Below are 26,603 nucleotides of genomic sequence, written 5' to 3' on the forward strand. Positions count from 1 at the left end.
ACTAAGGACAACTGATGTCGGATGTCATCGCACTGGCCAAGGATCTGATCCGCCGCCCCTCCGTTACCCCCCTCGATGAAGGGTGTCAGACCCTGATGGCGGAGCGCCTCGCCAAGCTCGGGTTTGTCATCGAGCCCATGGTATTTGAGGATACCACCAACCTCTGGGCCCGCCGCGGCAGCGAAGGGCCGCTGTTCTGCTTCGCCGGCCACACCGACGTGGTGCCCGCCGGGCCGCTGGACAAATGGCACACTCCGCCGTTCGAGCCGACCATCAAGGATGGCGTGCTCTATGGGCGCGGCGCCGCCGACATGAAGGGCTCGCTGGCTTCCATGGTGGTGGCGGTCGAGCGCTTCGTGGCCGAGCATCCGGATCACACCGGGTCCATCGCCTTTCTCATCACCTCCGATGAGGAGGGGCCCTTTATCAATGGCACCACCCGGGTGATCGACACCCTGGAGGCCCGTAACGAGAAGATCCGCTGGTGCATCGTCGGCGAGCCCTCCTCCACCGCCGTGGTCGGGGATGTGGTGAAAAATGGCCGCCGCGGCTCCATCACCGGCGATCTGCTGGTGCGCGGGGTGCAGGGCCATGTGGCCTATCCCCATCTGGCGGACAACCCCATTCACAAAGCCGCGCCAGCGCTGGCGGAACTCGCCGCCACCGTGTGGGATGAGGGCAACGCCTACTTCCCGCCCACCAGCTTCCAGATCGCCAACATCTCGGCCGGCACCGGCGCCTCCAACGTCATTCCGGGCGAGCTGCAGGTGCAGTTCAACTTCCGCTTCAGCACCGAACTGACCGACATGGATCTCCGTGAGCAGGTCGAAGCGCTGCTGGATAAACATGGCCTCGATTATCAGCTGAGCTGGACCCTCTCCGGCCAGCCATTCCTCACCGACACCGGCGCGCTGCTTGATGCGGCTGTGGCGGCCATCGAGGCGGTGAACGGTCAGCGACCGGCCCTGCTCACCACCGGCGGCACCTCCGACGGGCGCTTTATCGCCCCCACCGGCGCCGAGGTGATCGAGCTCGGCCCGGTCAACGCTACCATCCACAAGGTTAACGAGTGTGTGAAGGCGGACGATCTGGATCTGCTGGCGGACATGTACCAAGGGGTGCTCGAGAGATTGCTGGCATGACGCAGGAACAACTGCTGGGGCTCGACGAGAGCCACCTTATTCTGGTGGGGCGCGGCCCTCATCGTCTGACCGCCGCCACAGCGGCGGCCTTCAACGACATGCAGGTGGCGGCCGCCTATGAGGGGTTCAACCTGCAGGCGGCCTCCAGCTGGCGCAGCTTCGAGCGCCAGCTCGCCATCTGGAATGGCAAGTGGCGCGGCGAACGGCCACTGCTCGATGCCAGCAGCCAGCCCATCGATGCCCTGCAACTGGGCGAGGTGGAGCGGCTGCACGCCATCCTGCGCTGGAGCGCCCTGCCCGGCACCAGCCGCCACCACTGGGGGACCGATCTCGATATCTACGACCCGGACTGTTTGCCTGCCGATACCAAACTGGCACTGGAGCCGTGGGAGTATGAAGCCGGGGGCTGGTTTGCAGATCTCAGCGAGTGGCTCAGCGACCACATGAGCGACTTCGGCTTCTTCCTCCCTTATGCCAAGCCGCTCGGGGCAGAGAGCGGGGTCGCCTACGAGCCCTGGCATATCAGCTTCTCGCTAGAGTCCGATGAGCAGCGGCTCGATCCCGCGGCACTGGCGCTTTGTCTGCAACAGGCAGATATTGAAGGCAAGTCGACCATATTGGCCAACCTTGATGAAATTTTGGCCCGTTATGTCACCACCTGTCCTGACGAAAGGAAAATCCCATGAATCTCTGGCTGTGGATAGGGTTGCCGCTGCTGTTCCTGCTCGGGCTGTTTCTCAATGCCATCAAAGACATGAAACGGCTGGAGAAGCAGTTGCCCAACTACAAGGACAAGATCCGCGAAGTGAAGGATGACGAGGACGACTGAATCCTGCCCCATCCCGTGGGGAGCGCCCTTGTGCTCCCCTCTCCCTCTGCTGTGCCGTTTCGCTTTTCCCCGCCCTCTCCTCCCTGCGCATCCTGAAATCGACGCTCCTTTGACTCCGCTTTCGTTAACCCCGTCACTGTCAGAATATGGCGCGGCCATGCTGAAAAAAGGGATGAAAAATGTAAGAAAGTGCAAATTGATGCACAAATAAGCCACACAAGGGGGGCCTAACTGCATATAATGTGCCTACTTTGCACATTACCAGGAAGGAGTTCGCCCTTGGATGCCGCTACCATCAACAGTTTCTTTTTTGTCGCTGCCCTGTTGGTGGGTGCCAGCGTACTGTTGAGCGCCCTCTCTTCCCGCCTCGGTATTCCCATTCTGGTTATCTTCCTCGCCGTCGGCATGCTGGCCGGTGAGGATGGCCCCGGTGGCATCCACTTCGCCGACTACTCCATCGCCTATCTGGTGGGCAACCTGGCGCTTGCCATCATATTGCTCGACGGCGGCATGCGCACCCGGGTTTCCTCGTTCCGGGTGGCACTCTGGCCTGCCCTGTCGCTGGCGACGGTCGGGGTGGCCATCACCACCGGCCTGACGGGTCTCGCCGCCGCCTGGCTGTTTGACCTCAACCTGATGCAGGGGATGCTGATCGGCGCCATCGTCGGCTCCACCGATGCGGCGGCGGTTTTCTCCCTGCTTGGCGGGCGCAGCCTCAACGAGCGGGTGAGCGCGACGCTGGAGATAGAGTCAGGCAGCAACGACCCCATGGCGGTGTTTCTCACCGTCACCCTGATCGAGGTGCTCGCCACCGCCCAGCAAGGGCTGGATGGGGGCTTCCTGCTGCTGCAACTGGTCAAGCAGTTTGGCCTTGGCGCCGGGATTGGCCTTGGCGGCGGCTGGCTGCTGTGGCGCCTCATCAACACAGCCCGCCTGGCGCCGGGGCTCTATCCGCTGCTCACCGTCAGCGGCGGCCTGCTGATCTTCGCCCTCACCACGGCGGTCGGTGGCAGCGGCATTCTCGCCATCTATCTCACCGGTCTGTTGCTCGGCAACCTCGCCCTGCGCAGTCGCAGCACTACCTTGTCGGTGCTGGACGGTCTGACCTGGCTCAGCCAAATCGGCATGTTTCTGGTGCTGGGGCTGCTCGCCTCCCCCCACAAGCTGCTGCCCATCGCCCTGCCCGCGCTGGCGCTGGCGATGTGGATGATCCTGTTTGCCCGCCCGGTGTCGGTCTGGATCGGGCTACTGCCGTTCAAGAACTTCGCCCCCCGCGAGCGCTGGTTTATCTCCTGGGTTGGCCTGCGCGGCGCCGTGCCCATCATTCTGGCGGTGTTCCCCATGATGGCGGGACTTCCCAACGCCCAGCTCTACTTCAACGTCGCCTTCTTCGTGGTGCTGGTTTCGCTAATTTTGCAGGGCAGCTCGCTGCCGCTGGCCTCAAAACTAGCGCGGGTGGAGGTGCCGGCACCACCGTCGCCCATCAACCGCTCCGGGCTCGAGATCGATCTCGACAGCCAGTGGGAGACCTTCGTCTACCAGCTGGGGGAGGAGAAGTGGTGCATCGGCTCGCCGCTGCGGGATCTGCAGATGCCCGCCGGCACCCGGATCTGCGCCCTGTTTCGTGGCCGCGAGCTGCTCCACCCCTCGGGCAGTACCTGTCTTCAGGCCGATGACATCCTCTGCGTGATCGGCCACGAACGTGACCTCCCAGCCCTCGGTCAGCTGTTCAGTCAGGCGCCGGAGCAGGATCTCGGCCCCCGCTTCTTCGGTGACTTCCTGCTGGAAGCGGCCGCACGGCTGGTGGATCTCGCCCCTCTCTACGGGCTGGATGTGAGCGAGGTGGCGGATCAGACACTGGGCGATTTTATTGCCAGTCAGTTGGGCGATAATCTGGTGGTCGGTGACAACATCGAATGGCAGGGCCTGATCTGGACCGTGGCCGAAATGGACGAGAGCGTGCCGAGCAAGATCGGGGTGCGCTTTCAGGAAGAGGACCCGGTCTGACCGACCGTCCCGTATCAAGTCCCCAGCAAGAAGGGAGAGTGTTATGCCATATCAAAGTTTGCTGTCCGGCCCCCTGCCCCCCGCTGCCAATCTGGGGGTCATTGAAGGCTTTTTTGGCAAGGGATGGAGCTGGCAGGCCCGCGCCCGCTACGCCCAGTGGCTGCCACGCCACGGCTACGGTTTCTATATCTATGCACCAAAAGAGGATGGCTATCTGCGCAAGCACTGGGCTCTCCCCTGGCCCGAGCAGCAGTTGGCCGATCTCGCCGAACTGGCGCGCCAGTGCCGCGCCAACGGACTCGCCTTCGGAGTGGGCTTGAGCCCCATGGGGGCGCATCACGACTATAAGCGGCAGCGCCCGGCACTGCTTGAAAAAGTGCGCCTCATCGACGAGATGCTCCAGCCCGATATTCTGGCGGTGCTGTTTGACGATATGAAGGGGGATACCCCGGACCTGGCCCGTCACCAGCTCACCATCGCCCACGATATCGCGGCCCACAGCAAGGCAAGCCGCCTTATCTTCTGCCCCAGCTACTACTCGACCGATCCGGTGCTGGAGAAGGTGTTTGGCGCCATGCCTCCCCGCTATCTTGAGGAGCTTGGCGAGCAGCTCGATCGCCGTTTCGAGATCTTCTGGACCGGCCCCAAGGTCTGCTCCAGCGAATATCCGGCCAGCCACCTCAAACAGGTGACCGAACTGCTCGGCCGCAAGCCCTTCCTGTGGGACAACTACCCGGTCAACGATGGCAGCAAGGCGAGCAGCTACCTGCACCTGCGCGCCTTCGAGAATCGCCCTGCCGAGCTGGCGGAGCTGGTCTCTGGCCACGCGGTCAACCCGATGAAGCAGGCAGCGCTCTCCGCCCTGCCCCTCGCCACCCTGCCGATGAGCTACAAGCTCGGCAAGCAGTATGATCCCGACAAGGCGCTGCACGCCTCCCTCAACGCCACCTGCGGCCCGCAGATCTCGGCGATGATCGAGGCCGACCTGCAGCTGTTTCAGGATCTGGGGCTGGCCCAGCTCACCCCAGAGCAGATTGCCGCCCTCAAGGCGCGCTACCTGCCGTTTCGCGACCAATCCTGCGTAGACGAAATCGTGCGCTGGCTGGATGGGGAGTATGTGTTCGACCCCGACTGCCTGACCGATTGATCTGCCTCGGCAGGCGTGATGGGCACAGCCACTCTGGACAAGGTGTGCGCACAGTTACGGCAACAAAGAGTTAATCACTGAGAATATCGGGCATAACCCGGGGCCAGGATGGCAGTTAAACAGCCCTGACAAGATGGTTTCAAGGGAGCTTGTATGGATACACATCTGCTTTACCAGAATCTGGCGGTGATCGCTGCCTTCTTGCTGATCTACAGCCTGATCGCGGGGCGCTTCGAGTCAAAACTGGTCAACGGCCCCCTGCTCTTTCTGCTGACCGGTTGGCTGCTGGGGCCGGGAGGGCTGGAGCTGCTCTCCCTCTCTATCGACAGCGCCGGCATCAAGCTGCTGGCAGAGCTGACTCTGGTGATCGTGCTGTTCAACGATGCCGCCAACACCAACTGGCAGGTATTGCTGGCCAACCGCCAACTCCCCATCCGGCTTTTGCTGATTGGCCTGCCCCTCACCCTGCTTTGTGGCACCCTGTTTGGCCACTGGATCTTCCCCGACCTGCCACTGCTGGAGATGGCCATTCTCTCCACCATTCTTGCCCCCACCGATGCAGCGCTCGGCAAGGCGGTGGTAAGCAACCCCGCAGTGCCGGCACCGGTGCGTGAAGGGCTCAATCAGGAGAGCGGCCTCAACGACGGCATCTGCGTACCTGTGCTGCTTCTGCTGCTGGCCCTTATCGCCCCCACCGAGGAGCACACCGGCACCGCAGCACTGGCCATCACCCTGATGCTGGAGGAGATCGGTATCGGTCTTCTGGTCGCCTTCGTGCTGACCGCCCTCACCGTCCGGCTGCTGAAAGTCTCCTATCTCAACGGCTGGCAACTGCCGCTCTGGCGCCAGCTCACCATGCCGGGGCTGGCCCTGCTCTGCTTTGCGCTGGCCCAGACTCTCGGTGGCAGCGGTTTTATTGCAGCCTTCGTCGGTGGTTTGCTGATGGGACGCCGCCTTGGCGAACACAAGCACGCCTATATGGACAGCTGCGAAGGCTACGGCGACCTGCTCTCCGTGGTGATCTGGATGGTGTTTGGTGCCACCCTGATGCCCATTCTGCCGGAGCTGCTGCACTGGCAATACTGGCTCTATGCCGCCGCCAGCCTCACCCTGCTGCGGATGGTGCCGGTCTGGCTGAGCCTCATCGGTACCGGCCTCAAGCCCGAGCTCAAGCTCTTTATCGGCTGGTTCGGGCCGCGGGGCCTTGCCAGCATCGTCTTTGCGGTGATGGTGCTGCAAAACGAGCCGGCCCTGATTGGCCAGCGCCCCATCATCGCCACCGTGCTCTGCACCATCATATTGAGCGTCATCCTGCACGGCCTCACTGCCAACCCCTGGGTCGAGCGTTTCAAGCCTCGCTGAGCTACCCTGCGCCCATTAAAAATGCCACCGACCGGTGGCATTTTTCTTTTGTGGCGAGAGTCATTGACAGCTCTTAACCGAGCGCTAGCCAGACCCCCACCCCCAGCATCAGAGTACCGGCAATGCGGTTCATCAGGGTGACATTGCCGCTCTTGGCGAGGAAGTGGCGCAGAGTGCGGCCACCGCTGGCGTAGAGCAGCAGGCAGGAGAACTCGATGACCAGGATCAGCGCCACCAGCGCGCTGATCTGCGGCACCATCGGCTTGTCGGCAGAGATAAAGGGGGGCAGCAAGGAGATCATGAAAGCCCACCCCTTGGGGTTGGCGATGGCGGTGACAAAGCCCTGCAGCGCCAGCCCCATGGCACTGGTCTGTTGACCGGCCGAGAGATCCGCCGGAATGGCCATCTTCCCCTTGGCCTGCCACATCTGGATGCCAAGCCACACCAGATAGGCGCCCCCCACATATTTGAAGGCGGCGAAGATCCCCGGGTAGTTGAGCATGATGGCAGCCACCCCGATCACCGACAGCACCGAGACCAGCCCGACCCCGATCAGCTCCCCCCACATCATGTGCAGGGTACGGCGCACCCCCAGGCTCATCCCCAGCGTCATCGACAGGGTCATGCACATGCCCGGGGTCACCGAGACGAAGAAAAAGGTCGGGATAAACAGAGCCAGAATGGCCGGATCGATCCAGCTGGACACAACACACCTCCATATGACGAGAGCGGGAAATCACGAAAACGGGACAGGATTGACACAACCCAGCCAGTTGTACCACATATTAAGGGGATAAAGCGCTCAATCATGCCTAAACGGCTCCTTTCTCACAAGAAAAAACCTTTTCTTCAGCACATTTCAGCAATAAAAGCCTGTGACAGCTCCTGACGTGCATGTGTAAGATGTCGGCTCCTCCAATTCCGGATTAGAGCCATTTATGTCATTGAATAATCTATCAATACGTGTCCAGGTCTTGATACCTTTGCTGCTGGCCAGCCTGCTGATGATGGTGATGATCGCCATCAGCAAACAGGGTTTGGATGAAGCCATCAATGACATAGATGAGACGACCCAGAGCGTGGTCCAGCACAAGGACGATATTGCCAAACTGATCCACGCCACCTACCGACTGCGTACCAGCGCCATCTATGGCCTCTACGATGCCAAGCTGTTTGCCGCTCTGCCCGCAAACCTCAACAGCGCCGAGCAGGAGATCAACGCCATCCTCGGCCGTCTGGTGCTCCCCGGTGCCGAGCAGGATAACCGTCAGGTCGCTGCCGCCCTGCAGGCCTACCTCAGCCATACCCGCAGCAACATGCTGCCGCTGCTGGCGCAAAAACATCAGGGTGGCGGCGATCCGGTCGCCTACGAGGCGGCTCGCCTCCATTTCCGCGAGCTGGGTGAACAGCTGATCAAGCAGATAGACAGCATGTCCGCCCACATCAACCAGCTGATCCAGCAAGAGCTGGCAGAAGAGCAGGCCCACTACGACGCCACCCTGCTGCGTACCCTGCTGCTCACCGCCGGTACCCTGCTAACGGCGCTGATCTGTGGCTGGGTCCTCTCCGGGCGCATCGTCAGCCCCATCGGTCAGTTGCAAGAGGTGATGCACGCCGTGGCGCAAGGGCGCTTCAACGTGCGCGCCAAAGCGGATGGCAACAACGAGCTGACCCGTCTGGCCAAAGATATCAACCTCACTCTGGGGCAACTTGGTAGCACCATCGAGAACCTGACCGGGATCAGCAACAGCGTCGCCTCCGCCGCCACCGAGCTGGCCGCCGTGATGACCCAGTCCGAGGCCAATGCAAAGCAGCAGCACAGCGAGATCGAACAGGTCGCCTCCGCCGTGACCGAACTCTCCAGCACAGCAGACAACGTCAACCACAACGCCGCCATCGCCGACGAGCTGGCGCGGGATGCCAATGGCCGGGTCGAACAGGGGCTCGCCCTCTTTACCGAAAGCATCGCCGCCAACAGCCGGATGGCAGGCAGTCTGGAAGATGCCGCCGCCATCGTGGCTCAGCTCAAATCCCAGTCCGAGCAGATCGGCAAGGTAATTGAAGTGATTCAGGGGATCTCCGAGCAGACCAACCTGCTGGCGCTCAATGCCGCCATCGAAGCGGCCCGTGCCGGTGAAACGGGTCGTGGTTTTGCGGTGGTGGCCGACGAGGTGAGAATGCTGGCTGCCCGTACCCAGGACTCCACCAAGGAGATCCAGGCCATCATCGAGCGGCTGCAGAGCCAGTCCCAATCCGCCAACAACGGCGTACAGGAGACTCTGGAGATCCTCAGCCATAACCAGCGCTTGTCCGCTCAGGTGCAGGATCTGCTAAGCGGCATTACCGGTGCCGTGCGCCAGATCAACGACGCCAACGCCCAGGTCGCAACCGCCGCCGAGGAGCAGTCCTGCGTCACTGCCGACATCAACCGCAACATCACCAATATTCACGAGATCGTGAGCCAGAGCTCCGCCGGCATCAGCCAGAGCGCCAGTGCCAGCAACGAACTCTCCCAGCTCGCCGAGCAGCAACGCAAGCAGCTGGCCCAATTCCAGCTGTAAGCGCACAAAGTGAACCAGACAAAAAGGCCCGCAAGGGCCTTTCTTGTTGATGGAGCAATGGCTTTGTCTCTGTTTTAAACGCCATTTTTTGGCTTGTGGCGCCATAAGGGGCTGGGCTGCCCTGTCAAATATCGGTATGGTAGAGGCACGTTACTCCCCCTCACGTGAGCACACCATGAGCCTGAGATTCAAGAAACCCGCTTTTATCGCACTGGGGCTCATCGCCCTCATTTCCGCCGCCTGGCTCGACTACTACCTGCCGGAGCACACCATCGCCACCATCACCGGGGTCGAGGTGAAGCGCACCGACAAGGATGGCCCCATCAGCCAAAAGAACCCGGCAGACGGCCCCACCACCGACGTCTATTACATCTACACCGAGCGCCCCGGCGAGAAGATCCGGGTGTTTCGCAATGAAGATACCGAGTGGGGCTGGCCCTTCTACTTCAAGTTCAACGCCGCCGACGTCCAGGCCAAGGCCAAGTCCATGGAGTTCGAGAAACGCCTGGCCATCATTACCTCCTACGGATGGCGCGTGAACATGTTCTCCATGTTCCCCAACGTCACCAAGATTGAGAGTACCGAGCCTGACGCCTCCACCTGGAGCTTCTTCCGCTGGTTCTGGTTCGGCCTCTGGGCGCTGGTGATGGGCAAAGCCGCCATCGCGACCTGGCGCTACTTCGATCGCCTTGAGGACGAGCTATGAGTGAGCCGAGCAAGACCCGCACCAGCTTCTACCGGCGGCTCTACGTGGCCTGGCTGATCAGCCAGGGCACAGATACGGTGCCTGCCATTATGGAGGCGACCGGCATGCCGCGCCGCACAGCGCAGGATACCCTGAGCGCGCTGGCCGAGCTCGACATCAGCTGCGCCTTCGAGCAGACCGAGGGGGCTCGCCACCTGCAGGGACACTACCGCATCAGCGACTGGGGCCCCATCAACCCAGCGTGGATCAAGGCTCAACTGCCGCTTATCAAAGAGACTTTGAGCTATCCCTGAAATGATGTCGAGTCAGGCCTGCGACTGGGGAACCTATTGCAATCCGGCATGGATCAAGGCCCAGCTGCCTCTTATCAAGGAGACGCTGAGCTATCCCTGATCAGGGCGCTAAGCAACAATAAAAAAGAGGGGCCAGCCGGCAAGGCTGGCCCCTCTATTTCAGGCCGATAGCATGACAGGTAGTCCTACTCAGGCATGGCCGAATCCTCAAGTTCCCCATCAGACTCGCCGCGGGTGCAATCGATGATGGAGCGCTTGGGGTTGTTGGGATCGCGCAAAAGCAGAGGGGCTGAGCCCTCGTCATGCTTCTGCTCGTCGCCAAACTCGCTGCCGTAGGCGTTGTGGGTCAAGCGGCGGGCGTTGGCGATGGGGGTATCGACAAAGAGGGCATGCACTTCGAAGCTTGAGGCTGGCACGATAAAGCCGACCACCGGCAAGCCGTGCAGCTCCTCGTGCACCTTGTACCAGGCAAAGCCGTCACTCACCTTGTAGGGGGTGTAGTTGGCCAGTTGTAGATTGGCGGCCCTGCCCGTCTCATCCACATAGAGATCGGTAAATTCACAGGTCGCCAGCCCCTGCCACATCCGCTCGAACGGCGTCGCACAGCCTGTCAGTTGCAACCCGGCCAGCAGCACCAAGCCTCTCTTCCACATTCCCCGCCCCTTCTTGCAAAAATGAACCGGCGCTCAGTCAAACGCCCGCAGCCGCGTCACCAGCAGATCGATAAAGCCCGGACGATCCAGCCCCAACAATACCAGCGCATTGGCTGGCTTGCCGGTCAGGCCATAACGATCCACCACCGTCATCCCCACGGTATGCTCCCCGCTGGTCTCGATATCGACCCGGCACTCGGCCCCGTGGAACAGCTCGGGAGCCAGCAACCAGGCAATGGTACAGGGGTCGTGGAGCGGCGCACCAGCAAATCCCCACTTGGGATCCCGATGGTAGATCATGAAAAAGTCGAGCAGACCGGCCACACACTGGGCCACCGGATTGGTGATGGCGCGTACCCGTTCGATATCCTCGTCCATCACCTGCGCCTCATGGGTCACATCGAGGCCGCACATGGTGATGGGGATACCCGACTTAAAGACCATATCGGCCGCTTCCGGGTCCACATAAATATTGAATTCCGCCGCCGGCGTCCAGTTGCCAGCCCCAGCGGCGCCCCCCATCAATACGATGCGGGCAATCTTGGGTTTGAGCTCGGGATGAGCCGCCAGCAGCAGGGCGATATTGGTCATCGGCCCAGTCGGCACCAGAGTCACGGGCTCCGGGCTCTCGCGCAGGCACTTAGCCATCAATTCAAGCCCAGTCATGGCCTGCGGCGCAAAGGCAGGATCAGGCAGTTTGGGGCCATCGAGCCCAGATTCGCCATGGACGTTGTCGGCGATAATCAGCTCGCGGGCCAGTGGTTTCGGCGCCCCGGCCGCCACCGGAATATCGTCCCGTCCCAGCAGGGTGAGAATGCGCAGGGCATTGTTGAGGGTCTTGTCCGGCGTCTGGTTGCCCGCGCTGGTGGTAACCGCCAGCACCTTCAGTTCAGGGCTGGCCAGCGCCAGAATCAGGGCGATGGCATCGTCGTGGCCGGGATCACAATCGAGAATAACGGGCAGTGCCATGGGATGAGTCCTTACAACATAACAGGGAGCCATACCTTAACAAGCAAGCCTCGGATTAACTCGGGAGGGGGTCACAAAACGGGGCCTTGTTGCTGACCTGGGCGGTTTGCACGGCACGCCACCTAGCTCAACACAGCTCACTATCAAAAGTTTGTATGGCGTCATGCCGTTCATTTTCCGAGGCAGCGCACCGCCCATTCGCCCGGCCGCGCCGGTTCGGGTATGATCGCACCCCATTTCCAGCCTGTGCCACCTATGTCCGTTATCGTCGACACCTTTATTGCCCCGCCCTGCAATGCCGCCATCGAGATCCTGTTCGAGGATGAACACCTGCTGTTCATCAACAAGCCGAGCGGCCTGCTGAGTCTGTCAGGCAAAAAACCGCAGAACCTCGACTCGGTGCACTATCGCTTGGTGCAGGATTACCCCGGCTGCACCCTGGTGCATCGCCTCGATTTTGGCACCTCAGGCATCATGGTGGTCGCCAGAAACAAGGCCATCAATGCCCTGCTCTGCCAGCAGTTCAGTCAACGGGCGGTGAGCAAGGCCTACAGCGCCCTGCTCTGCGGTCATCTGATTGACGACGAAGGAGTTATCGACGCCCCCATCGCCAAGGATCCGGCCCTCTTTCCGCTGATGAAGATTTGCGCCGCCAGCGGCAAACCCGCCCGCTCCCGCTATCGGGTGACTGAGCGGCTGACACAGCAGATGCAGGGGCAAACCGTTCCCCTGACCCGGGTGAGGTTGGTGCCAGAGACCGGCCGCACCCATCAGCTACGGATCCACAGCCAGCTGCTGGGCTACCCCATCCTCGGCTGCGATCTCTATGGTGGCCTGCTTCCCCCCGGCTGCGAACAGGCGCCGCGGCTGATGCTGCACGCCAGCGAGCTGGATTTTACTCATCCGGTGAGCGGCGAGCCGATGCAAGTACGCTGTGCTGCGCCTTTTTAAGTGCAACAAGTAGGAACAATAAGCGCGAGTGCGACGGGATCAGTGAAAGGGGTGACGGGAGAGGAAAAGCGGCAAACGGCGGATAAAGATAGGGGCCGCGCTTTCGCAACGGCCCCCACCCCCCACTCTTTGTGGTGCTATCAGATCAGCTTGCGGGCAGCGCCCAGTACGATCTTGATGGCATCAGATTCGGTTTTCGCCATGGTCTCGGCGTTCGGGATCTCTTGCTGGGTACGGTTGACGATAACGCCAGCCACCATACCGGCACGCAGGCCCTGGCTGGAGCACATGGTCAGCAGGGTTGCGGACTCCATCTCATAGTTCAACACGCCCATGGCTTGCCACTCTTTCATGGAACCCTGGAAACGGCTCACTACGCGGCCGGATACGGTGTCGTAACGCTCCTGACCCGGGTAGAAGGTGTCAGAGGAGGCAGTCACACCGATGTGCAGCTTGGAGCCCATCTCTTTGGCGGTGTTGACCAGCGCTGTGGTGCAGTCGAAGTCGGCAACAGCCGGGAACTCCATCGGTGCGAAGTGCAGGCTGGCACCGTCGAGGCGCACGGAGCCGGTGGTCACGATCACGTCACCCACGTTCAGGTGCGGCTGGATGGCGCCGGTGGTGCCGATACGCAGGAAGGTGCGGATGCCCAGCTGGGCCAGCTCTTCCACTGCAATGGAGGTGGACGGGCCACCGATACCGGTAGAGCAGATGATCACGGCCTTGCCGTCCATCTCGCCGCGCCAGGTAGTAAATTCACGATGGCTGGCCAGGTGCACCGGGTTATCCAACAGCTCTGCGATACGCTTCACGCGCTCGGGGTCACCGGGGACGATCGCCAGGGTGGCGCCTTGCAGATCCGCTTTCTTCAAACCCAAGTGAAATACATCAGACATATTGGACTCCTGGTTGCCCCCTGCCAGCATGGTCAGGGCACAAGTTAAGATGATTCTTTATGATACTTTCAAGCCTTTACCCCCTCTTCGGGGAGGCGCCAACTATGGTCGAAAGCGCTTTCCAATTCCTTGAAGCGCCTCACACTTCCACGCATTGACAGTGACAAACATTGCGCAAAACGTTTGCTAACTCAATGAAATAATTGACAAACGTTTTTCTGCAAATCGAGTCAGATGCGGGAAAGTCAAGCCTGGTTCAGCGCTTAATTAACGACTCGTGATCGACCCCGTAAAGTTGTAAACAAGATGCTTTTGTATCCCTTTCTAGATGGTAGCCTAGCTCTCAACTACCACTTAATGGCTAACTATAGGAAGTCCATCATGGCTACATTCAAATTCTATATTCCCGCAATCAACCTGATGGGTGCCGGCTGTCTGCAAGAGGCTGCCGCCGATATCAAGGGTTACGGCTATCGCAAGGCGCTGATCGTCACCGACAAAATCCTCAACCAGATCGGTGTGGTTGCCAAGCTCACCACCCTGCTGGCTGAACATGGCATTGAAAGCGCTGTTTTCGATGAGACCAAACCCAACCCCACCACCAGCAACGTCGAAGCGGGTCTGGCCATGATCAAGGCCAACGGCTGTGATTGCGTCATCTCGCTGGGTGGCGGCTCGCCTCACGACTGTGCCAAGGGCATCGCGCTGGTCGCCGCCAACGGTGGCAACATCAAGGATTACGAAGGGGTGGATCGCTCCGCCAAGCCGCAACTGCCGCTTGTCGCCATCAACACCACTGCCGGTACCGCCTCCGAGATGACCCGCTTCTGCATCATCACCGACGAAGCGCGCCACGTGAAAATGGCCATCATCGACAAGCACGTTACCCCGCTGATGTCAGTCAACGATCCCGAGCTAATGTTGGCCAAGCCGGCTGGTCTCACCGCCGCCACCGGCATGGATGCCCTGACCCACGCCATCGAAGCCTATGTCTCCACCATCGCCACCCCGGTGACCGATGCCAGCGCCGTGATGGCCATCGAGCTGATCGCCAAGCACCTGCGCACCGCCGTTCACCACGGCGATGACCTGCATGCCCGCGAGCAGATGGCCTACGCCCAGTTCCTGGCCGGCATGGCCTTCAACAACGCAAGCCTCGGCTATGTGCACGCCATGGCCCACCAGCTGGGCGGTTTCTATGACCTGCCCCATGGTGTCTGCAACGCCGTGCTGCTACCCCATGTTCAGGCGTTCAACGCCCAGGTGAGCGCGGCTCGTCTGAAGGATGTGGCCCGCTACATGGGGGTAGACGTGAGCGCCATGAGCGACGAACAGGGCGCCGCCGCTGCCATTGCCGCCATCAAGCAGCTGGCGCTGGATGTGAAGATCCCGGCCGGTCTGGAGCAACTCGGCGTCAAGGCCGATGACTTCGATACCCTGGCCAGCAACGCCCTGAAAGATGCCTGCGGCTTCACCAACCCGAAACAGGCGAGCCACGACGAGATCGTCGCCATCTTCCGCGCGGCGATGTAAAGGCCACCGGATTGCCAGAAAGGGTCGCAGTGCGGCCCTTTTTATTGGCTGATGGATCAATGGCTTTTTACTTCCGTGGAGGGAGTCGGTATGATTTGCCGAGCCAAAAAAGACTGTATGGATGATCTGAACTCGATATGCGGATGAAACACCTGATTGCCGCGGCTTTGACCGCCCTCACCCTCTCCGGTTGCAGCCTGGTCTATCGTATCGATATTCCCCAGGGCAACTATGTGGAACAAAAACAGGTCGACAAACTGCGCCAGGGGATGACCCGCGAGCAGGTCAGCTATGTGCTGGGGACCCCCATGCTGCGTGACAGCTTTGACCCCAACACCTGGTACTACCTCTATGAATTCCAGCCGGGCCACGGCGACAAGGAGCGCAAAGAGCTCACCGTCACCTTTGCCAATGACAGGCTTACCACAGTGACGGGTGACTTCCCGCTGCCAGCAGCTTTCAATACCCCGCTCTGATATCCCGCAAAACCGGCCTCGCGCCGGTTTTGTTTTATCCTGCCCCGCGTAATTCATCCTGCCCGACAACACTGAGTCATTTCTCCCCATTGCAGCTGCCCGCAAATTGCCTGATGCTGATGAGCAGCCACCATGGCATCAACACCATCGAATGACACAGGGAGAATCCCCATGAGCCGGATCCTGATTGCCGGAGCCAGCGGCCTGATCGGTCGCGAACTGGTGCAGCAACTGCCTGCCGAACATGAACTTACCCTGCTCTGTCGCAAGCCGGGCAAGGAGGCGCACCACTGGCTGCCGGTCAATTTTGATGATCTGGCCAGCGTCACCCTCTCCCGCCCGGTCGATATCGCCTTCTGTGCCCTTGGTACCACCCGCAAGGAGGCGGGCTCTGCCGAGGCGTTTCGCCGGGTCGATCTCGACTATGTGGTCGCCTTTGCCGAGCTGGCCCGCCGCCACGGTTGTCAACGGCTCATCGTGGTCTCGAGCATGGGGGCCAGCGCATCGTCCCCGGCTCTCTATCCGCGTACCAAGGGAGAGATGGAGCAGGCCCTGCTGGCCCAATCCTGGCCACGGCTCACCATCGTGCGGCCCGCCATGCTGCTGGGGGATCGCCAGCCACCGCGCCTCTCCGAGCAGATTTTTCAGACCATCTACCCGCTGTTTCGGCCGCTGCTGGTGGGCAAGCTCGCCCGCTGGCGCGCCATCGAGGCTCGTCAGGTGGCTCGCGCCATGATCGCCCTCTCGAAACTGCCCGCCGGGTGCGAGATTGTCGAGAACGAGCAACTGCTGGCCCTCTGAACCCGCCCTTCCCCACTGATTACGCACAGTGCTGCAAAAACAGAGCCGCAAAAACAAAGGGCAAGCCAGCCGGCTTGCCCTTTGTTTATCTGTTGGCGTGATACACCCCAACCACCTCTTGCCACCATTGACCGCGCTCGACTGTCAGGGCAACCGCCCTCAACCGCGAATATGGTCGATAAAGGCGTCGATCTGCTCGCGAGTGCAGGCAGGGTTCATAAATACCGCCTTCTCCCCGGCGATGTAGGAGTACTTGCCGCGGGCGTCATAGTCGGAGTGGGCCACCGCCTCCACCCAGTTGGTGTAGAGCCCCACCTTGCCGCGCCCCTTGAACAGGCTGCGGTGATAGTCGGTATTGCGCTGCAGCCGCGCCTTGTAGGCGGGATCGCTGGAGCGCGCCAGTTCGAAAGCGAACTCGGCCTCCGGATCGCTCACCCACTCGGGGTTGTAGATCTTGAAGCCGACACTCGGCCCCTGATTCTCCTGCGCCACCAGCTTGACGTTGCCAAGCTGGCTCAGGCGATAGCGGAAGTAGTTGGCATTTTGCAGGCAGTGGGCCAGCACGGTGCGATACCCCTCGACCCCCATATAGTTGAGCGCCGCATAGGCGCCAAACAGGCCACTCGCGCCACGGGAGCACTCGATGGTGGATTGCAGGTGGGTCTGCCCCTGAATGTCCCGCTCGAAGTAGGAGAAGTTCTCCGGGTCATTCTCCATCGCCTTGAGGTCATCCTGCTCCTTGATCATCACCAGACTGGAGGTGTAGGGTACATAGCCCCACTTCTGGAAGTCGACAGTGAAGGAGTCGGCATATTTGAGCTCGGCAAAGCGCGCTACGTTGCGCTCGATCCCGGCCAGGGTTGCGGCATTGATGCCAAGCGGGTTGGCGGCAAAGTCGTAACCCAGGAAGAAGATCATCGACCAGCCGATGGCGGCATCGACGTGAATGTGCGGTTTGACCGCCACCTCGAACTGCTCGCAGAGGCGATTGCGCAGCTCGAACACGGGTTTCACCTGATCCACCCCGAAGGTGTCGGTGGTGCCCATGGTGAGCATGATGGCGGGCACCACGTGTTTCAGGGCAAAACAGGCGGTCAGGGTGCGCTCGAGGTGGTCGAGATCGATGTCATTGTTCTCGCCGACCTGAATGCGGATGGTCTTGTTCTCGATATCGACCCCGAGCAGGGAGAGGTTGGTGATGTTGGAGTAATGCCCCCCCTGGGAGTTGATGATGCGGTAATCCTGATAGTGACCGAGCCCCTTGTGCTTGGCCTCCGGCAAAGTTTTGCGAATGCCGAGCAGGTAGCCGTAGAGGTTACAGAAGGTCCCCCCCTGGGTGAAGATGCCGGTGGCCCGCTCGGGGTCATAGCCTGCCAGCAGCGCAATCTGGCGCACTACCTTCTTCTCCAGCTCCTCGGCGACCCCGGCGTATTCGGAGTAGACCAGATTGGGGTTGGCCAGAATGCCCAGCTGGGCGCCATAGATAGCGGGATCCGCCGACATGGTGATGACGTTCTCGACGCTGGAGGGGTTCTCCCAATCCTTCGACAGGGCGGCGGCAAACAGCAGCTCGGCCATCGGCTCGCCCGGGGTGCGCATGGTGGCGGGCACCGGCATGGTCTCGCAGAGATCGGCCAGGCGGGCACGGCCATCAGGCCAGGCGTTCAGGCGGGCATCCGGCGCCAGGCCACGGGCCCGAAATTCGTTGAGGGTGGCAAATCCGGGTTCGCGAAAAACGGGCCAGAGATCGGGATTGCGCGAGAAAAAGTTGGCTTTGACTGTGGCGAAACGGGCGGAAAAATCGGGGTGGACGGCATTGACGCTTTCGTCTTGAAGATAAACTAAGTCACTCATTTTTATACCATTAGTACAGCAAATGTGCGGCCGTTATACCCCTGTACCAGCGGGGCCGACAGTGACAATATCTAATGGCCTACCCTACTTTTTGTCATGTATCAGCCATCACAAGGGCTGGCAAAAAGGCGCCTTTGAGGCGCCTCTTTATATTTCGTGATCTTGCTCCCATCCTGGCTGACAGCGCCCTCACTAACGGACCGCCATCAGTGCAGTGCCCCCCTTAACGCAGGGAGGTCAACAGCCACTCGGCAAACTCCGCCAGCTCGCTCTGCTGCTGCGGGAAGGCCGCCAGCCAGGGCTGCAGGCGCGCGGAAACCGCGTCCAGTCGATAGCCGCAACCCGCCAGTTCGGCCGCCAGCAGATCAAACGGGGCCGGCTCCAGAGTATCGCTAAAGAGCTGCGCCCGGGTGATGACCCCTTTCTCCACATCAAAGTGCAGCTCCACCCCGCCCCAGCTGAACCGCTCCTCCAGCAGATGGCTGAAAGCCGGTGCATGGCCGTAGTTCCACTCCCAACTGCGCTGGCGGGCGAAGGTCTCGGCAAAGCCCGGCAGATCCGGCATCTGCTCCGGGGAGATATGCTCGGGCTCAACTCGCGCGCCGTAATGGTGGAAGAAGGCCTCCTGCAGCGCCTCACTCACCTGTTGATGGTCGAGCCCCGGCAGCAGTTCGCACAGATTGGCCACCCGGCTGCGCACCGAGGTGATCCCCTTGGCCGCCAGCTTCTTGGGGTCGGGGTTGAGGTAGTTGGCAAGGCGGCCGAGATCGGCGTCCAGCAGCAGGGTGCCGTGGTGGAATCCGCGATCCAGAGTCTCCCGATAGGCCGACCCCGATACCTTGCGCTCCCCGTCCGGGGTGGCCACCAGCAGATCGTTGCGACCGGAGGCAAAGGCTTCTATCCCCAATCGCTTGAGCCCGTCCAGCACTATGGCGGTGGAGACGCTCTTGTCATACTCCGGCTTGCCCGCCATGAAGGTGAAGCAGCTGTTGCCAAGGTCGTGGAACACGGCGCCGCCACCGCTGCTGCGACGCGCCAGGGTCACCCCGTCCTCTTCCATGCGGCGGGTATTGCACTCCTTCCACGGGTTCTGGGCACGGCCAATCACCACGGTATTGGCATTGCGCCAGAGGAACAGCACCCGCTGGCCGGGGTCCATCTGGCGGAAGATGCACTCCTCAACGGCCAGATTGAACAGGGGATCGTGAGAGTCGGAGACAAGCAGACGCAAGCGGGACATAAAAAGACCTTATCCTGAACTGGGGGCAGCATGATAACACTGACGGGGTACCATCACTGAGCCATCGCACATTAACCGGTGCGCAGCAGCCGCGATACATTTGCGTCACACCTGACTGCCCCATAAAAGTATCTATTGATATAACGACACAGCTTGACGTGCAACCACGGAAAAAATGCAGTCAAGCCACAATGCCAACGATAAAAATGGGAAAAAGTGGCTAGAATGCGACCACTTCGATAGGCCATATGACTCTCTTATTGGTCACATAACTTGCAAAAAAACGGCATGTATCCATCCCGTGTGATGAACGACACAAAAATGACTTTCCAACCCCCCTATACCCCATTGCAAACGCCTTTTCTCCCCTTGCAGGTGACACAAAATTGCTTGAATCTAGCCTAGACACCGCTCCCGAGAGAAACGTTGTATGACGGAGAACGCAGCGCCCCGCCAGCCCCTCAGCTGGTTTATGCCAATGCTGGTCAGTATGGTCATCACGACCCTGACCTCTTCCCCCGTGCGAGCCGGCGAGCAGGTCATCGTCCAGTTGCCGTGGCAGCACCAGTTCCAGTTTGCCGGTTACTACGCAGCCATCGCCAAAGGGTTTTATCGGGAGGCCGGTCTGCATGTGACCTTGCGTGAAGCGGACTCCCGCACCGATGTGGTCAGCGAGGTGATCTCGGGAAAGGCCCAGTTTGGCATCAGCGGCAGTGATCTGCTGCTGGATCGGGCTGCCGGTCGTCCGGTGGTGGTGCTCGCCGCCCTGCTGCAGCACTCGCCGCTGGTTCTGCTCACGCTGGATCGGCCAGATATTCGCAACCCGGCCGATCTGGCCAACAAGCGACTGATGCTGGAGCCGGGCTCCAACGAGCTGCTGACCTACCTTTCCCACCAGACCCGCAGCCGCGACTGGGTCACCCTTCCCTACAAACAGGGGATTCAGGCACTGCTGGCGGGCAAGGTGGATGCCATCAGCGCTTACAGCACTACCGAGCCCTTCTATCTGCAACAAAAAGGGATCCCCTATCGGGTCTTCAGTCCGCGCACCATCGACTTCGACTTCTACGGCGACAACCTGTTTACCTCCGAGCGGGAGCTGATCACCCGACAGGATCGGGTCTACGCCTTCCAGCAGGCCAGCCTCAAGGGGTGGCGCTATGCGATGGACCACCCCGAAGAGATGATCAACCTCATCATGGAGCAGTACCCGACCGGGGCTGGCCGTGAACAGCTGGAGTTCGAGGCTCGTGAAACCAGAGAGCTGATGCAGCCGGATCTGATCGAACCTGGCTACATGCAGCAGGAGCGCTGGCTGCAGATCGCCAAAACCTATCTGGAGGCGGGCATGCTCACGGTATTGCCCAACCTCGACCGCTTTATCTACGACCCGGCGCAGGAGCGGCTGCGCCAGCAACGGCAGCTGCTCGACAAGAGCGTGGCGGTGGCCATGCTAATCACCTTTACCCTGATGACCCTGCTCGGCATCTTCTTGCACCTCTATCTGCGCCTGCGCCAGGAGGCGCGGGATCGCCAGCGGCTGACCCGTGAACTGGCCCAGAGCGAGCAACACTATCGCTTCGTGGCGGAGAACAGCGCCGATGTGATCTGGACCATGGATGCCGCCAGCTTGCGCTTTCGCTACGTCAGCCCGGCCATCACTCCTCTGAGCGGCTACGAGGCCCCCGAGCTGTTTGCCCTGCCCCTCAAACAGCTGCTGCCGGATGCCTCAAGGCAACTGCTGCGCGAGGAGATCTCTGCCACTCTGGAGGCCTGGCAGCGGGGAGAACATGACCAGACCCGCCGGGTCATTCGCACCCAGCTGCGCCACAAGGATGGCCATCTGGTGGCGACCGAGACCATCACCACCCTCCATGGCAACCACAATGCCCAGCCGGAGGCGATCCTCGGGGTCACCCGGGATATCACCGAGCGGGCAGCACGGGAGGAGATGATGCGCCGCCTCGCCTTCTACGACCCCCTCACCGGGCTGCCCAATCGCCGCTTGCTGCAGCAACGGCTCAAGGAGCTGATGGAGCAGGAGACGCCCCGTCCGCTGGCATTGATGTTTATCGATCTCGATCACTTCAAGCCGATCAACGACACCTTCGGCCATGAGACCGGGGATATTCTGCTCAATATGGTGGCCAAGCGGATGAGCCACTGCGTGCGCAAACAGGATCTGGTGGCACGGCTGGGGGGCGACGAGTTCGTTATCTTGCTGCCGGAGAGTGGCGACGAAGTGCTGGCGGTGGCCGACAAGCTGCACCAGCAGCTGCGCCATCCGTTCCAGCTGGAGGGGCAGGAGCTGCTTATCTCCAGCAGTATCGGGCTGGCGCTCTATCCCGAGCACGGGGAGGATGCCAAAACCCTGATGCACCACGCCGATCAGGCCATGTATCAGGCGAAGAATCGCGGCCGCGGCCGGGTATGCCTCTTTACCGAGGGCCTTGATCCCGCGCAGGGCGCCCTGCTGTGGCAACCCGGCCACGAGTGCGGTCACCCGCGTATCGATGCCGAGCATCGCCAGCTCTTCGTATTGACCAACCGACTGCTGGAGCGGATGAAAGATCAGCACGAGGATCCGGCCCCGTTTTTGGAGAGTCTGGAGAGCCTATTCGACATGGCCCGCCACCACTTCGCCTTTGAAGAGCAGATGCTGGCGGAGATCGACTATCGGGAGCTCGTCAGCCACCGTCAGGATCACCAGCGCCTGCTCAACAAAGCAGGCCAGCTGCTGCACGCCGCCAAAGCGGGGACTCTGGGCAACGACGAGTTACTCAACTTCATCATTCAGGAGCTGGTGGTCGGCCACATGAGTCAGGCGGATCGCCGCTACTTCCCCCTGTTCAGATCTGAGCGCAGCCTGTCTGTTGCGGAGGTGGTCGCCTAGTTCCCCCCTGTTCAGACCCGAGCGTAACGCGCCTCTTGCGAAAGGGGCGGCCTAGTCACCGCGCAGGGCTACCACGGGATCGAGACGCACTGCTCGTAGCGCAGGAGCAACCCCAGCCAATAGACCAACCAGAGCGCTGCAACCGAGCGCCAACAGCAGATAGAGAGGATGGAGGGTGAGCGGCAAGCCGGCCGCCAGCAGGGTGAGCAGCAGTTTGAGCCCCCCGAGCAAGGTCAGTCCCATGGCTCCGCCCAGCAGCGCCAGCACCACGGCTTCGAGCAGGAACAGCAATAGAATGCGCCGCCGTGGGCAGCCCAGCGCCATCAGCAGACCCACCTCGGGGATCCGCTCCTGCTGGGCGATGCTCATGATGCTGAAGATGCCGACCGCCCCGATCAGCAGCGAGATAATGCCGAGCCCGCCAACCGCCAGCTTGATGATGGAGAGGATTTTGTCGAGGCTGGTCAGCATGTCCTGCTGGGAGGTGAGGGTAAAATCCTCGGCGCCGTGGCGGGCGATCAGCACCCGCCGGATCTGGGCGGTGATGTCGGCCTCCGTCTGCCCGGCGCGATAGATGACGTCGATCTCCTGCAGCCCCTCCTTGTTGAACAGCGCCTGGGCGTGGGCGGCGGGCAGATAGATCATGTCATCCAGATCAAAGCCGAGAAATTGCCCCTTGGGCGCCAGCACGCCGGCCACCCGAAAACGGCGATCACCGGCCCGCAGCAGACTGCCCGGCACATCTCCGCCGGGAAACAATTCAGCCGCCACCTTGGCCCCCAGCACCGCATAGGCGCGGGGCATGGCACTGTCGTCCGCGGGCAGAAAACGTCCCTGCACCAGGGTGAGTCGCCAGCCGGAGAGCGCCGCCGAACCGGTGCCCAGAATGGCAGTGCTGCGGGTCAATCCGCGGCTGCGCACCTCCCCTTGCCCCTGCACCACAGGGAGCGCCGCCTCTACCCCTGCCAATCTGGCTAGGGCATCGGCATCCTCCAGCAGCAGGGGACGGCTGCTGGAGAGGATGCCGGGCGGGCCGCCGGCGGTCTCTGTCTTGCCCGGGGTCACGGCGATCAGCCGGGTGCCAAATTGGGAGAAGCTGTCGAGCAGATAGAGCCTGAGCCCCTCGCCGATGCCGGTGAGCAGGGTCACCGAGGCGATCCCGATGGCGATGCCGAGCGCCGACAGCAGACTGCGGCTGCGCCCCGCCAACAAGGCGCGCCAGAGCCAGAACAGCAGATCAGCGGCGCGCATCAGCCACCGCTCCACTGCCCGCTGCGCAGGCTGCTGACCGGATCTTGCCGTGCCGCCCGGGAGGCGGGCAGCCAGCTAAAAAACAGCCCGGTCAGCAGGGCCGCCGGTATGGTGCAGAAAGTAGCAAGCAAGGGGACCGCCGCAGGAAATCCGGGCCAAATCACTCCGGCGAGGCCAACCAAGGCATAGCCCAAGACAGTGCCAAACAGCGCGCCACTGCCGCTCAGCAGCAGCGCCTCCCACAAAAACAGCTGGCGGATCTGGCGACTGTCGGCCCCCAGCGCCTTGAGCAAGCCGATCTCGCCGGTGCGCTGGCGGGTGCTGATCAGCGCCAGATTCATCATCATGATGCCGGAGACCAGCAGGCTGATGGCGCCGATACCGGCAACTGCCAGGGTGAGGGTCGAGAGAATGGTGGAGAAGGTGGCCAGCATGGCGTCACGGCGCACCACGGTCACATCGAGCACCCCGTGGCGCGCCTGCATCAGCTGCTCCAGCCGCTTGACCAGCGGCGGCACCGCTTGCCCCGCCAGCGGCTGGATCAACAGCCGAAACAGCCCCTCGGTGTTGAACAGCCGCATGGCGCTACCCACCGGGATCAGCGCCGCCTCGGCCATATCCATCCCCAGATTGCTGCTCTGGCTGGTGAAGACCCCCACCACCCGAAAGCGGCGATTGTCAAAACGCAGCCACTGACCGACCGGATCGGCCTGACCGAACAGCTCACGGGCCACCTTGGCCCCGAGCAGGACGGCCGGTCGATCCTCTGCGGCATCCCCTGGCAGCCAGCGGCCGGAGAGCAGTTCCAGCCCGTGGGTATCGCGTAGCCCGTTGCTGCTGCCAAGCAGCATAGTCTGGCGCAGCCGCGCCCCCTGCTTGGCCTCGGCAAAGCCCATCACCAGCGGCACCAGCCGCACGTTTGGCTGATGCTGGCCAAGGTAGTGCATGTCATCGAGTGTGATCTGCCGCAGACTGTTGCCGGTGACCGGCGGCAGCCCGCCGGTGGTCTCCTTGCGACCCGGGAACATCACCAGCAGATCCTTGCCAAGGGAGCTGAACTGGTCGGCCACATAGCGTCTCGCCCCCTCCCCCAGCGCGGTGAGCAGCAGCACGGAGGTGACGCTCAGACTCACCGCCAGGATCAAAACCAGCGCCCGTGAACGCTGACGCAATAACGCCACGGCGGCAAAGCGGATCACATCGGGCCGCCGCATTCAGCCACCGCCGCTATCAATGTTGATGTGGCCATCGTTCATCAGGATCCGCCTGCCCGCCCGCTCACCGAGGCGCGGGTCGTGGGTCACCACCACCAGCGTGATCCCCTGCTCCCGGTTGAGCCCCTCCAGCAGGGTAATCACCTCCTCCCCGGAGCGGGAGTCGAGATTGCCGGTGGGCTCGTCGGCCAGGATCAGCCGCGGCGCCATTGCCATGGCCCGGGCGATGGCTACCCGCTGACGCTGACCGCCGGAGAGTTCGGCAGGGCGGTGTCCGGCCCGGTTCTCCAACCCCAGCTCCCCCAGCAACTGCTGGCTTCGGCGATGGCGCTCGGCGGGGGCGATCCCGCACAACATCAGCGGCAGCTCGACGTTTTCACGGGCGGTGAGGCGGGAGATGAGGTGAAACGACTGGAACACAAAGCCGATGCGATGGCCGCGCAGCTGGGCCAGCGCCGGTTCTGACAGGGTGGCGGTATCTTCCCCTCCCAGCCAGTAACGCCCCTCGTCTGGCCGATCCAGCAGCCCCAACACATTGAGCAGGGTCGATTTGCCGGAGCCCGAGGGCCCCATCACCGCCAGATACTCCCCCTCGGCAACCCGCAGAGAGACGCGATCGAGGGCAGCCACCTCGCTCCCCCCCAGAGTGAAACGACGGCTGACGGCATCAAGGCGAATGAGATCACTCATCCATCTGCTCCGTGGCGGCGCTAAAAGGACCCTCCCCGACAATCTGTCCGGGCTGGGCCGCCAGCCGATCACCGGCGGCGAGCCCCTCGGCGACTTCAATCCAGTTCCAGTTCTCCACACCCCAGCGGGGTACCACCCGCACCAGCTTATCCCCTTCCAGCCGCAGCACGCTGCCATCGTCGGCCCGGCTACTGGCCGCTACCCGCAGCACATCGGTGACGCGGGTCACCTCGACCTCAAGGTCGGCGCTGTAGCCAATAAGCAGGGGCACATCGGTGGGCAGGGCCGTGAGCGCCGCCTCCACCTCGACGGTGCGGGCCTGTTTCTCCAGCTCCTTCACATAGGGGGCGATGCGGGTGATAGTGGCGGCAAAATCGCGCCCAGGCATGGCGTCGAGCAGTACCCGGGCAGACTGGCCCACCTTGAGGCGGGCGGCATCCACCTCATCGATGGGGGCTGAAACATAGAGACAGCGATCGTCGATAAGATCGATCACCGGAGGCATGGCGACCCCGGGCGGTGAAGGGGTCATGTATTCGCCCAGCTTGCTGTTGACCTCCGCCACCACACCGGCAAACGGCGCATGCAGGCGGCGCTCGCTCAAGCGGGCCTCCACCTGGGCGACCTGCGCCTCGTCAACCCGCTCCTGCTGACGGGATGCCTGACAGACATAGCGGCGGGTATCGGCAAGGTTCTGGGCCTGCTCGGCGAGGGTGCGGGAGGTGAGGTTTTTGGCCAGCAAGGTGGCCAGCCGGTTGGCCTCCCGCTCGTAGTAAGCCGCCTCGCTGCAGCGCTCCTCGCGCTGGGTCTTGCCAAGGGCCTGCTGGGCACGGGCACGGGCAAGATCGGCGTGAATATCGTCACTCCAGAGGGTCAGCAGCAGATCTCCCCGGGCTACCCGCTCCCCGGCCTTGACGGCGATCTGCTCCACCACGCCGCCACCGGGCAGACTGAGCCCGGCCCGCTGACACGACTTGATGGTGCCAGCCCGAGTGTTGACCACAGTGACCAGCACATCCCCCCGCCCGACCTCAGCCAGCCTGATCGGCGTCGGCTGCGGTCGCCACCACCATGCCACAGCCGCCACCGCTACCACAGCGCCACTTCCCCACCACAACCAACCTCTCTTCATCGC

At 61.9% G+C, this 26,603-nt stretch carries 24 protein-coding genes; 14 read left to right on the forward strand and 10 right to left on the reverse strand.

Annotated elements, in window-relative coordinates; all coding sequences use genetic code 11:
• Window positions 1–14 precede the first annotated feature (14 nt).
• From dapE to G5287_RS01450, 6 genes are all read left to right on the forward strand, one after another.
• Window positions 15–1,142 (forward strand): succinyl-diaminopimelate desuccinylase, encoded by a 1,128-nt coding sequence (dapE, locus tag G5287_RS01425; protein ID WP_421230666.1) that lies wholly within the window; start codon window positions 15–17, stop codon window positions 1,140–1,142.
• Window positions 1,139–1,828 (forward strand): M15 family metallopeptidase, encoded by a 690-nt coding sequence (locus G5287_RS01430; RefSeq protein ID WP_421230667.1) that lies wholly within the window; start codon window positions 1,139–1,141, stop codon window positions 1,826–1,828. The genes dapE and G5287_RS01430 overlap by 4 nt, the downstream gene beginning before the upstream one ends.
• Window positions 1,825–1,971 carry a hypothetical protein gene (locus G5287_RS01435; protein ID WP_005337933.1) on the forward strand — a complete coding sequence of 49 codons (147 nt, stop codon included), beginning with the start codon at window positions 1,825–1,827 and terminating at the stop codon, window positions 1,969–1,971. The genes G5287_RS01430 and G5287_RS01435 overlap by 4 nt, the downstream gene beginning before the upstream one ends.
• A 279-nt stretch (window positions 1,972–2,250) precedes the next feature.
• Window positions 2,251–3,978, forward strand: a complete 1,728-nt coding sequence (locus G5287_RS01440; RefSeq protein WP_043818568.1) for a potassium/proton antiporter — start codon at window positions 2,251–2,253, stop codon at window positions 3,976–3,978.
• 43 nt (window positions 3,979–4,021) lie between these two features.
• Window positions 4,022–5,125, forward strand: coding sequence for a beta-N-acetylglucosaminidase domain-containing protein (locus G5287_RS01445; RefSeq protein ID WP_421230668.1), 1,104 nt, complete (start codon window positions 4,022–4,024; stop codon window positions 5,123–5,125).
• A 153-nt stretch (window positions 5,126–5,278) separates the two neighbouring features.
• Window positions 5,279–6,487: a cation:proton antiporter gene (locus G5287_RS01450; RefSeq protein ID WP_421230669.1), complete on the forward strand. Its 1,209-nt coding sequence runs from the start codon at window positions 5,279–5,281 to the stop codon at window positions 6,485–6,487.
• 73 nt (window positions 6,488–6,560) lie between these two features.
• Here G5287_RS01450 and G5287_RS01455 read toward each other — a convergent pair whose 3' ends face one another.
• Complete coding sequence (locus G5287_RS01455) at window positions 6,561–7,193, reverse strand: LysE family translocator (protein ID WP_043818574.1); 633 nt, start codon at window positions 7,191–7,193, stop codon at window positions 6,561–6,563.
• A gap of 232 nt (window positions 7,194–7,425) precedes the next feature.
• Between G5287_RS01455 and G5287_RS01460 the strand changes: the two genes are divergently transcribed.
• The 3 genes from G5287_RS01460 (at window position 7,426) to G5287_RS01470 (ending at window position 10,047) form a co-directional block, all read left to right on the forward strand.
• Window positions 7,426–9,048, forward strand: coding sequence for a methyl-accepting chemotaxis protein (locus G5287_RS01460; RefSeq protein WP_421230670.1), 1,623 nt, complete (start codon window positions 7,426–7,428; stop codon window positions 9,046–9,048).
• A gap of 175 nt (window positions 9,049–9,223) precedes the next feature.
• On the forward strand, window positions 9,224–9,754 hold the full coding sequence (locus tag G5287_RS01465) for a DUF1523 family protein (RefSeq protein WP_005350438.1): 531 nt from the start codon (window positions 9,224–9,226) through the stop codon (window positions 9,752–9,754).
• Window positions 9,751–10,047 carry a winged helix-turn-helix domain-containing protein gene (locus G5287_RS01470; protein WP_005344341.1) on the forward strand — a complete coding sequence of 99 codons (297 nt, stop codon included), beginning with the start codon at window positions 9,751–9,753 and terminating at the stop codon, window positions 10,045–10,047. The genes G5287_RS01465 and G5287_RS01470 overlap by 4 nt, the downstream gene beginning before the upstream one ends.
• 185 nt (window positions 10,048–10,232) lie before the next feature.
• Here the strand turns inward: G5287_RS01470 and G5287_RS01475 are convergent, their stop codons facing one another.
• Window positions 10,233–10,700: a hypothetical protein gene (locus G5287_RS01475; RefSeq protein WP_179903520.1), complete on the reverse strand. Its 468-nt coding sequence runs from the start codon at window positions 10,698–10,700 to the stop codon at window positions 10,233–10,235.
• 33 nt (window positions 10,701–10,733) lie between these two features.
• On the reverse strand, window positions 10,734–11,669 hold the full coding sequence (gene rihA / locus G5287_RS01480) for a pyrimidine-specific ribonucleoside hydrolase RihA (RefSeq protein ID WP_421230671.1): 936 nt from the start codon (window positions 11,667–11,669) through the stop codon (window positions 10,734–10,736).
• Between the two features lie 222 nt (window positions 11,670–11,891).
• Here rihA and G5287_RS01485 point away from each other — a divergent pair, with 222 nt between their 5' ends.
• Complete coding sequence (locus G5287_RS01485; protein WP_421230672.1) at window positions 11,892–12,620, forward strand: RluA family pseudouridine synthase; 729 nt, start codon at window positions 11,892–11,894, stop codon at window positions 12,618–12,620.
• A gap of 140 nt (window positions 12,621–12,760) precedes the next feature.
• Here the strand turns inward: G5287_RS01485 and udp are convergent, their stop codons facing one another.
• Window positions 12,761–13,516 (reverse strand): uridine phosphorylase, encoded by a 756-nt coding sequence (udp, locus tag G5287_RS01490; RefSeq protein ID WP_005337975.1) that lies wholly within the window; start codon window positions 13,514–13,516, stop codon window positions 12,761–12,763.
• Between the two features lie 381 nt (window positions 13,517–13,897).
• Between udp and yiaY the strand changes: the two genes are divergently transcribed.
• From yiaY to G5287_RS01505, 3 genes are all read left to right on the forward strand, one after another.
• Complete coding sequence (gene yiaY, locus G5287_RS01495; protein WP_216954231.1) at window positions 13,898–15,049, forward strand: L-threonine dehydrogenase; 1,152 nt, start codon at window positions 13,898–13,900, stop codon at window positions 15,047–15,049.
• Between the two features lie 137 nt (window positions 15,050–15,186).
• Window positions 15,187–15,525 (forward strand): outer membrane protein assembly factor BamE, encoded by a 339-nt coding sequence (gene bamE, locus G5287_RS01500; RefSeq protein WP_216954232.1) that lies wholly within the window; start codon window positions 15,187–15,189, stop codon window positions 15,523–15,525.
• A gap of 171 nt (window positions 15,526–15,696) precedes the next feature.
• Window positions 15,697–16,326 (forward strand): NAD(P)H-binding protein, encoded by a 630-nt coding sequence (locus G5287_RS01505; RefSeq protein WP_421230673.1) that lies wholly within the window; start codon window positions 15,697–15,699, stop codon window positions 16,324–16,326.
• A 159-nt stretch (window positions 16,327–16,485) separates the two neighbouring features.
• Here G5287_RS01505 and G5287_RS01510 read toward each other — a convergent pair whose 3' ends face one another.
• Window positions 16,486–18,180, reverse strand: coding sequence for a pyridoxal phosphate-dependent decarboxylase family protein (locus G5287_RS01510; protein ID WP_421230674.1), 1,695 nt, complete (start codon window positions 18,178–18,180; stop codon window positions 16,486–16,488).
• 223 nt (window positions 18,181–18,403) lie between these two features.
• Window positions 18,404–19,420, reverse strand: a complete 1,017-nt coding sequence (locus G5287_RS01515) for a lipoate--protein ligase A (RefSeq protein ID WP_158113190.1) — start codon at window positions 19,418–19,420, stop codon at window positions 18,404–18,406.
• 430 nt (window positions 19,421–19,850) lie between these two features.
• Between G5287_RS01515 and G5287_RS01520 the strand changes: the two genes are divergently transcribed.
• Window positions 19,851–22,313, forward strand: a complete 2,463-nt coding sequence (locus tag G5287_RS01520) for a diguanylate cyclase domain-containing protein (RefSeq protein ID WP_421230675.1) — start codon at window positions 19,851–19,853, stop codon at window positions 22,311–22,313.
• Between the two features lie 51 nt (window positions 22,314–22,364).
• Here G5287_RS01520 and G5287_RS01525 read toward each other — a convergent pair whose 3' ends face one another.
• From G5287_RS01525 to G5287_RS01540, 4 genes are read right to left on the reverse strand one after another with little or no spacing between them, the layout of a single operon-like run.
• Complete coding sequence (locus tag G5287_RS01525; protein WP_421230676.1) at window positions 22,365–23,564, reverse strand: ABC transporter permease; 1,200 nt, start codon at window positions 23,562–23,564, stop codon at window positions 22,365–22,367.
• Window positions 23,564–24,778, reverse strand: a complete 1,215-nt coding sequence (locus tag G5287_RS01530; RefSeq protein ID WP_069527918.1) for an ABC transporter permease — start codon at window positions 24,776–24,778, stop codon at window positions 23,564–23,566. The genes G5287_RS01525 and G5287_RS01530 overlap by 1 nt, the downstream gene beginning before the upstream one ends.
• Window positions 24,779–25,468: an ABC transporter ATP-binding protein gene (locus tag G5287_RS01535; protein ID WP_244775072.1), complete on the reverse strand. Its 690-nt coding sequence runs from the start codon at window positions 25,466–25,468 to the stop codon at window positions 24,779–24,781. It abuts the gene before it with no gap.
• Window positions 25,461–26,600 (reverse strand): efflux RND transporter periplasmic adaptor subunit, encoded by a 1,140-nt coding sequence (locus G5287_RS01540; protein ID WP_421230677.1) that lies wholly within the window; start codon window positions 26,598–26,600, stop codon window positions 25,461–25,463. Before G5287_RS01540 ends, G5287_RS01535 begins: the two co-directional genes overlap by 8 nt.
• Between the last annotated feature and the right edge of the window lie 3 nt (window positions 26,601–26,603).

Source organism: Aeromonas sp. 603079 (assembly GCF_049172135.1).
Taxonomy (GTDB): Bacteria; Pseudomonadota; Gammaproteobacteria; order Enterobacterales; family Aeromonadaceae; genus Aeromonas; species Aeromonas veronii.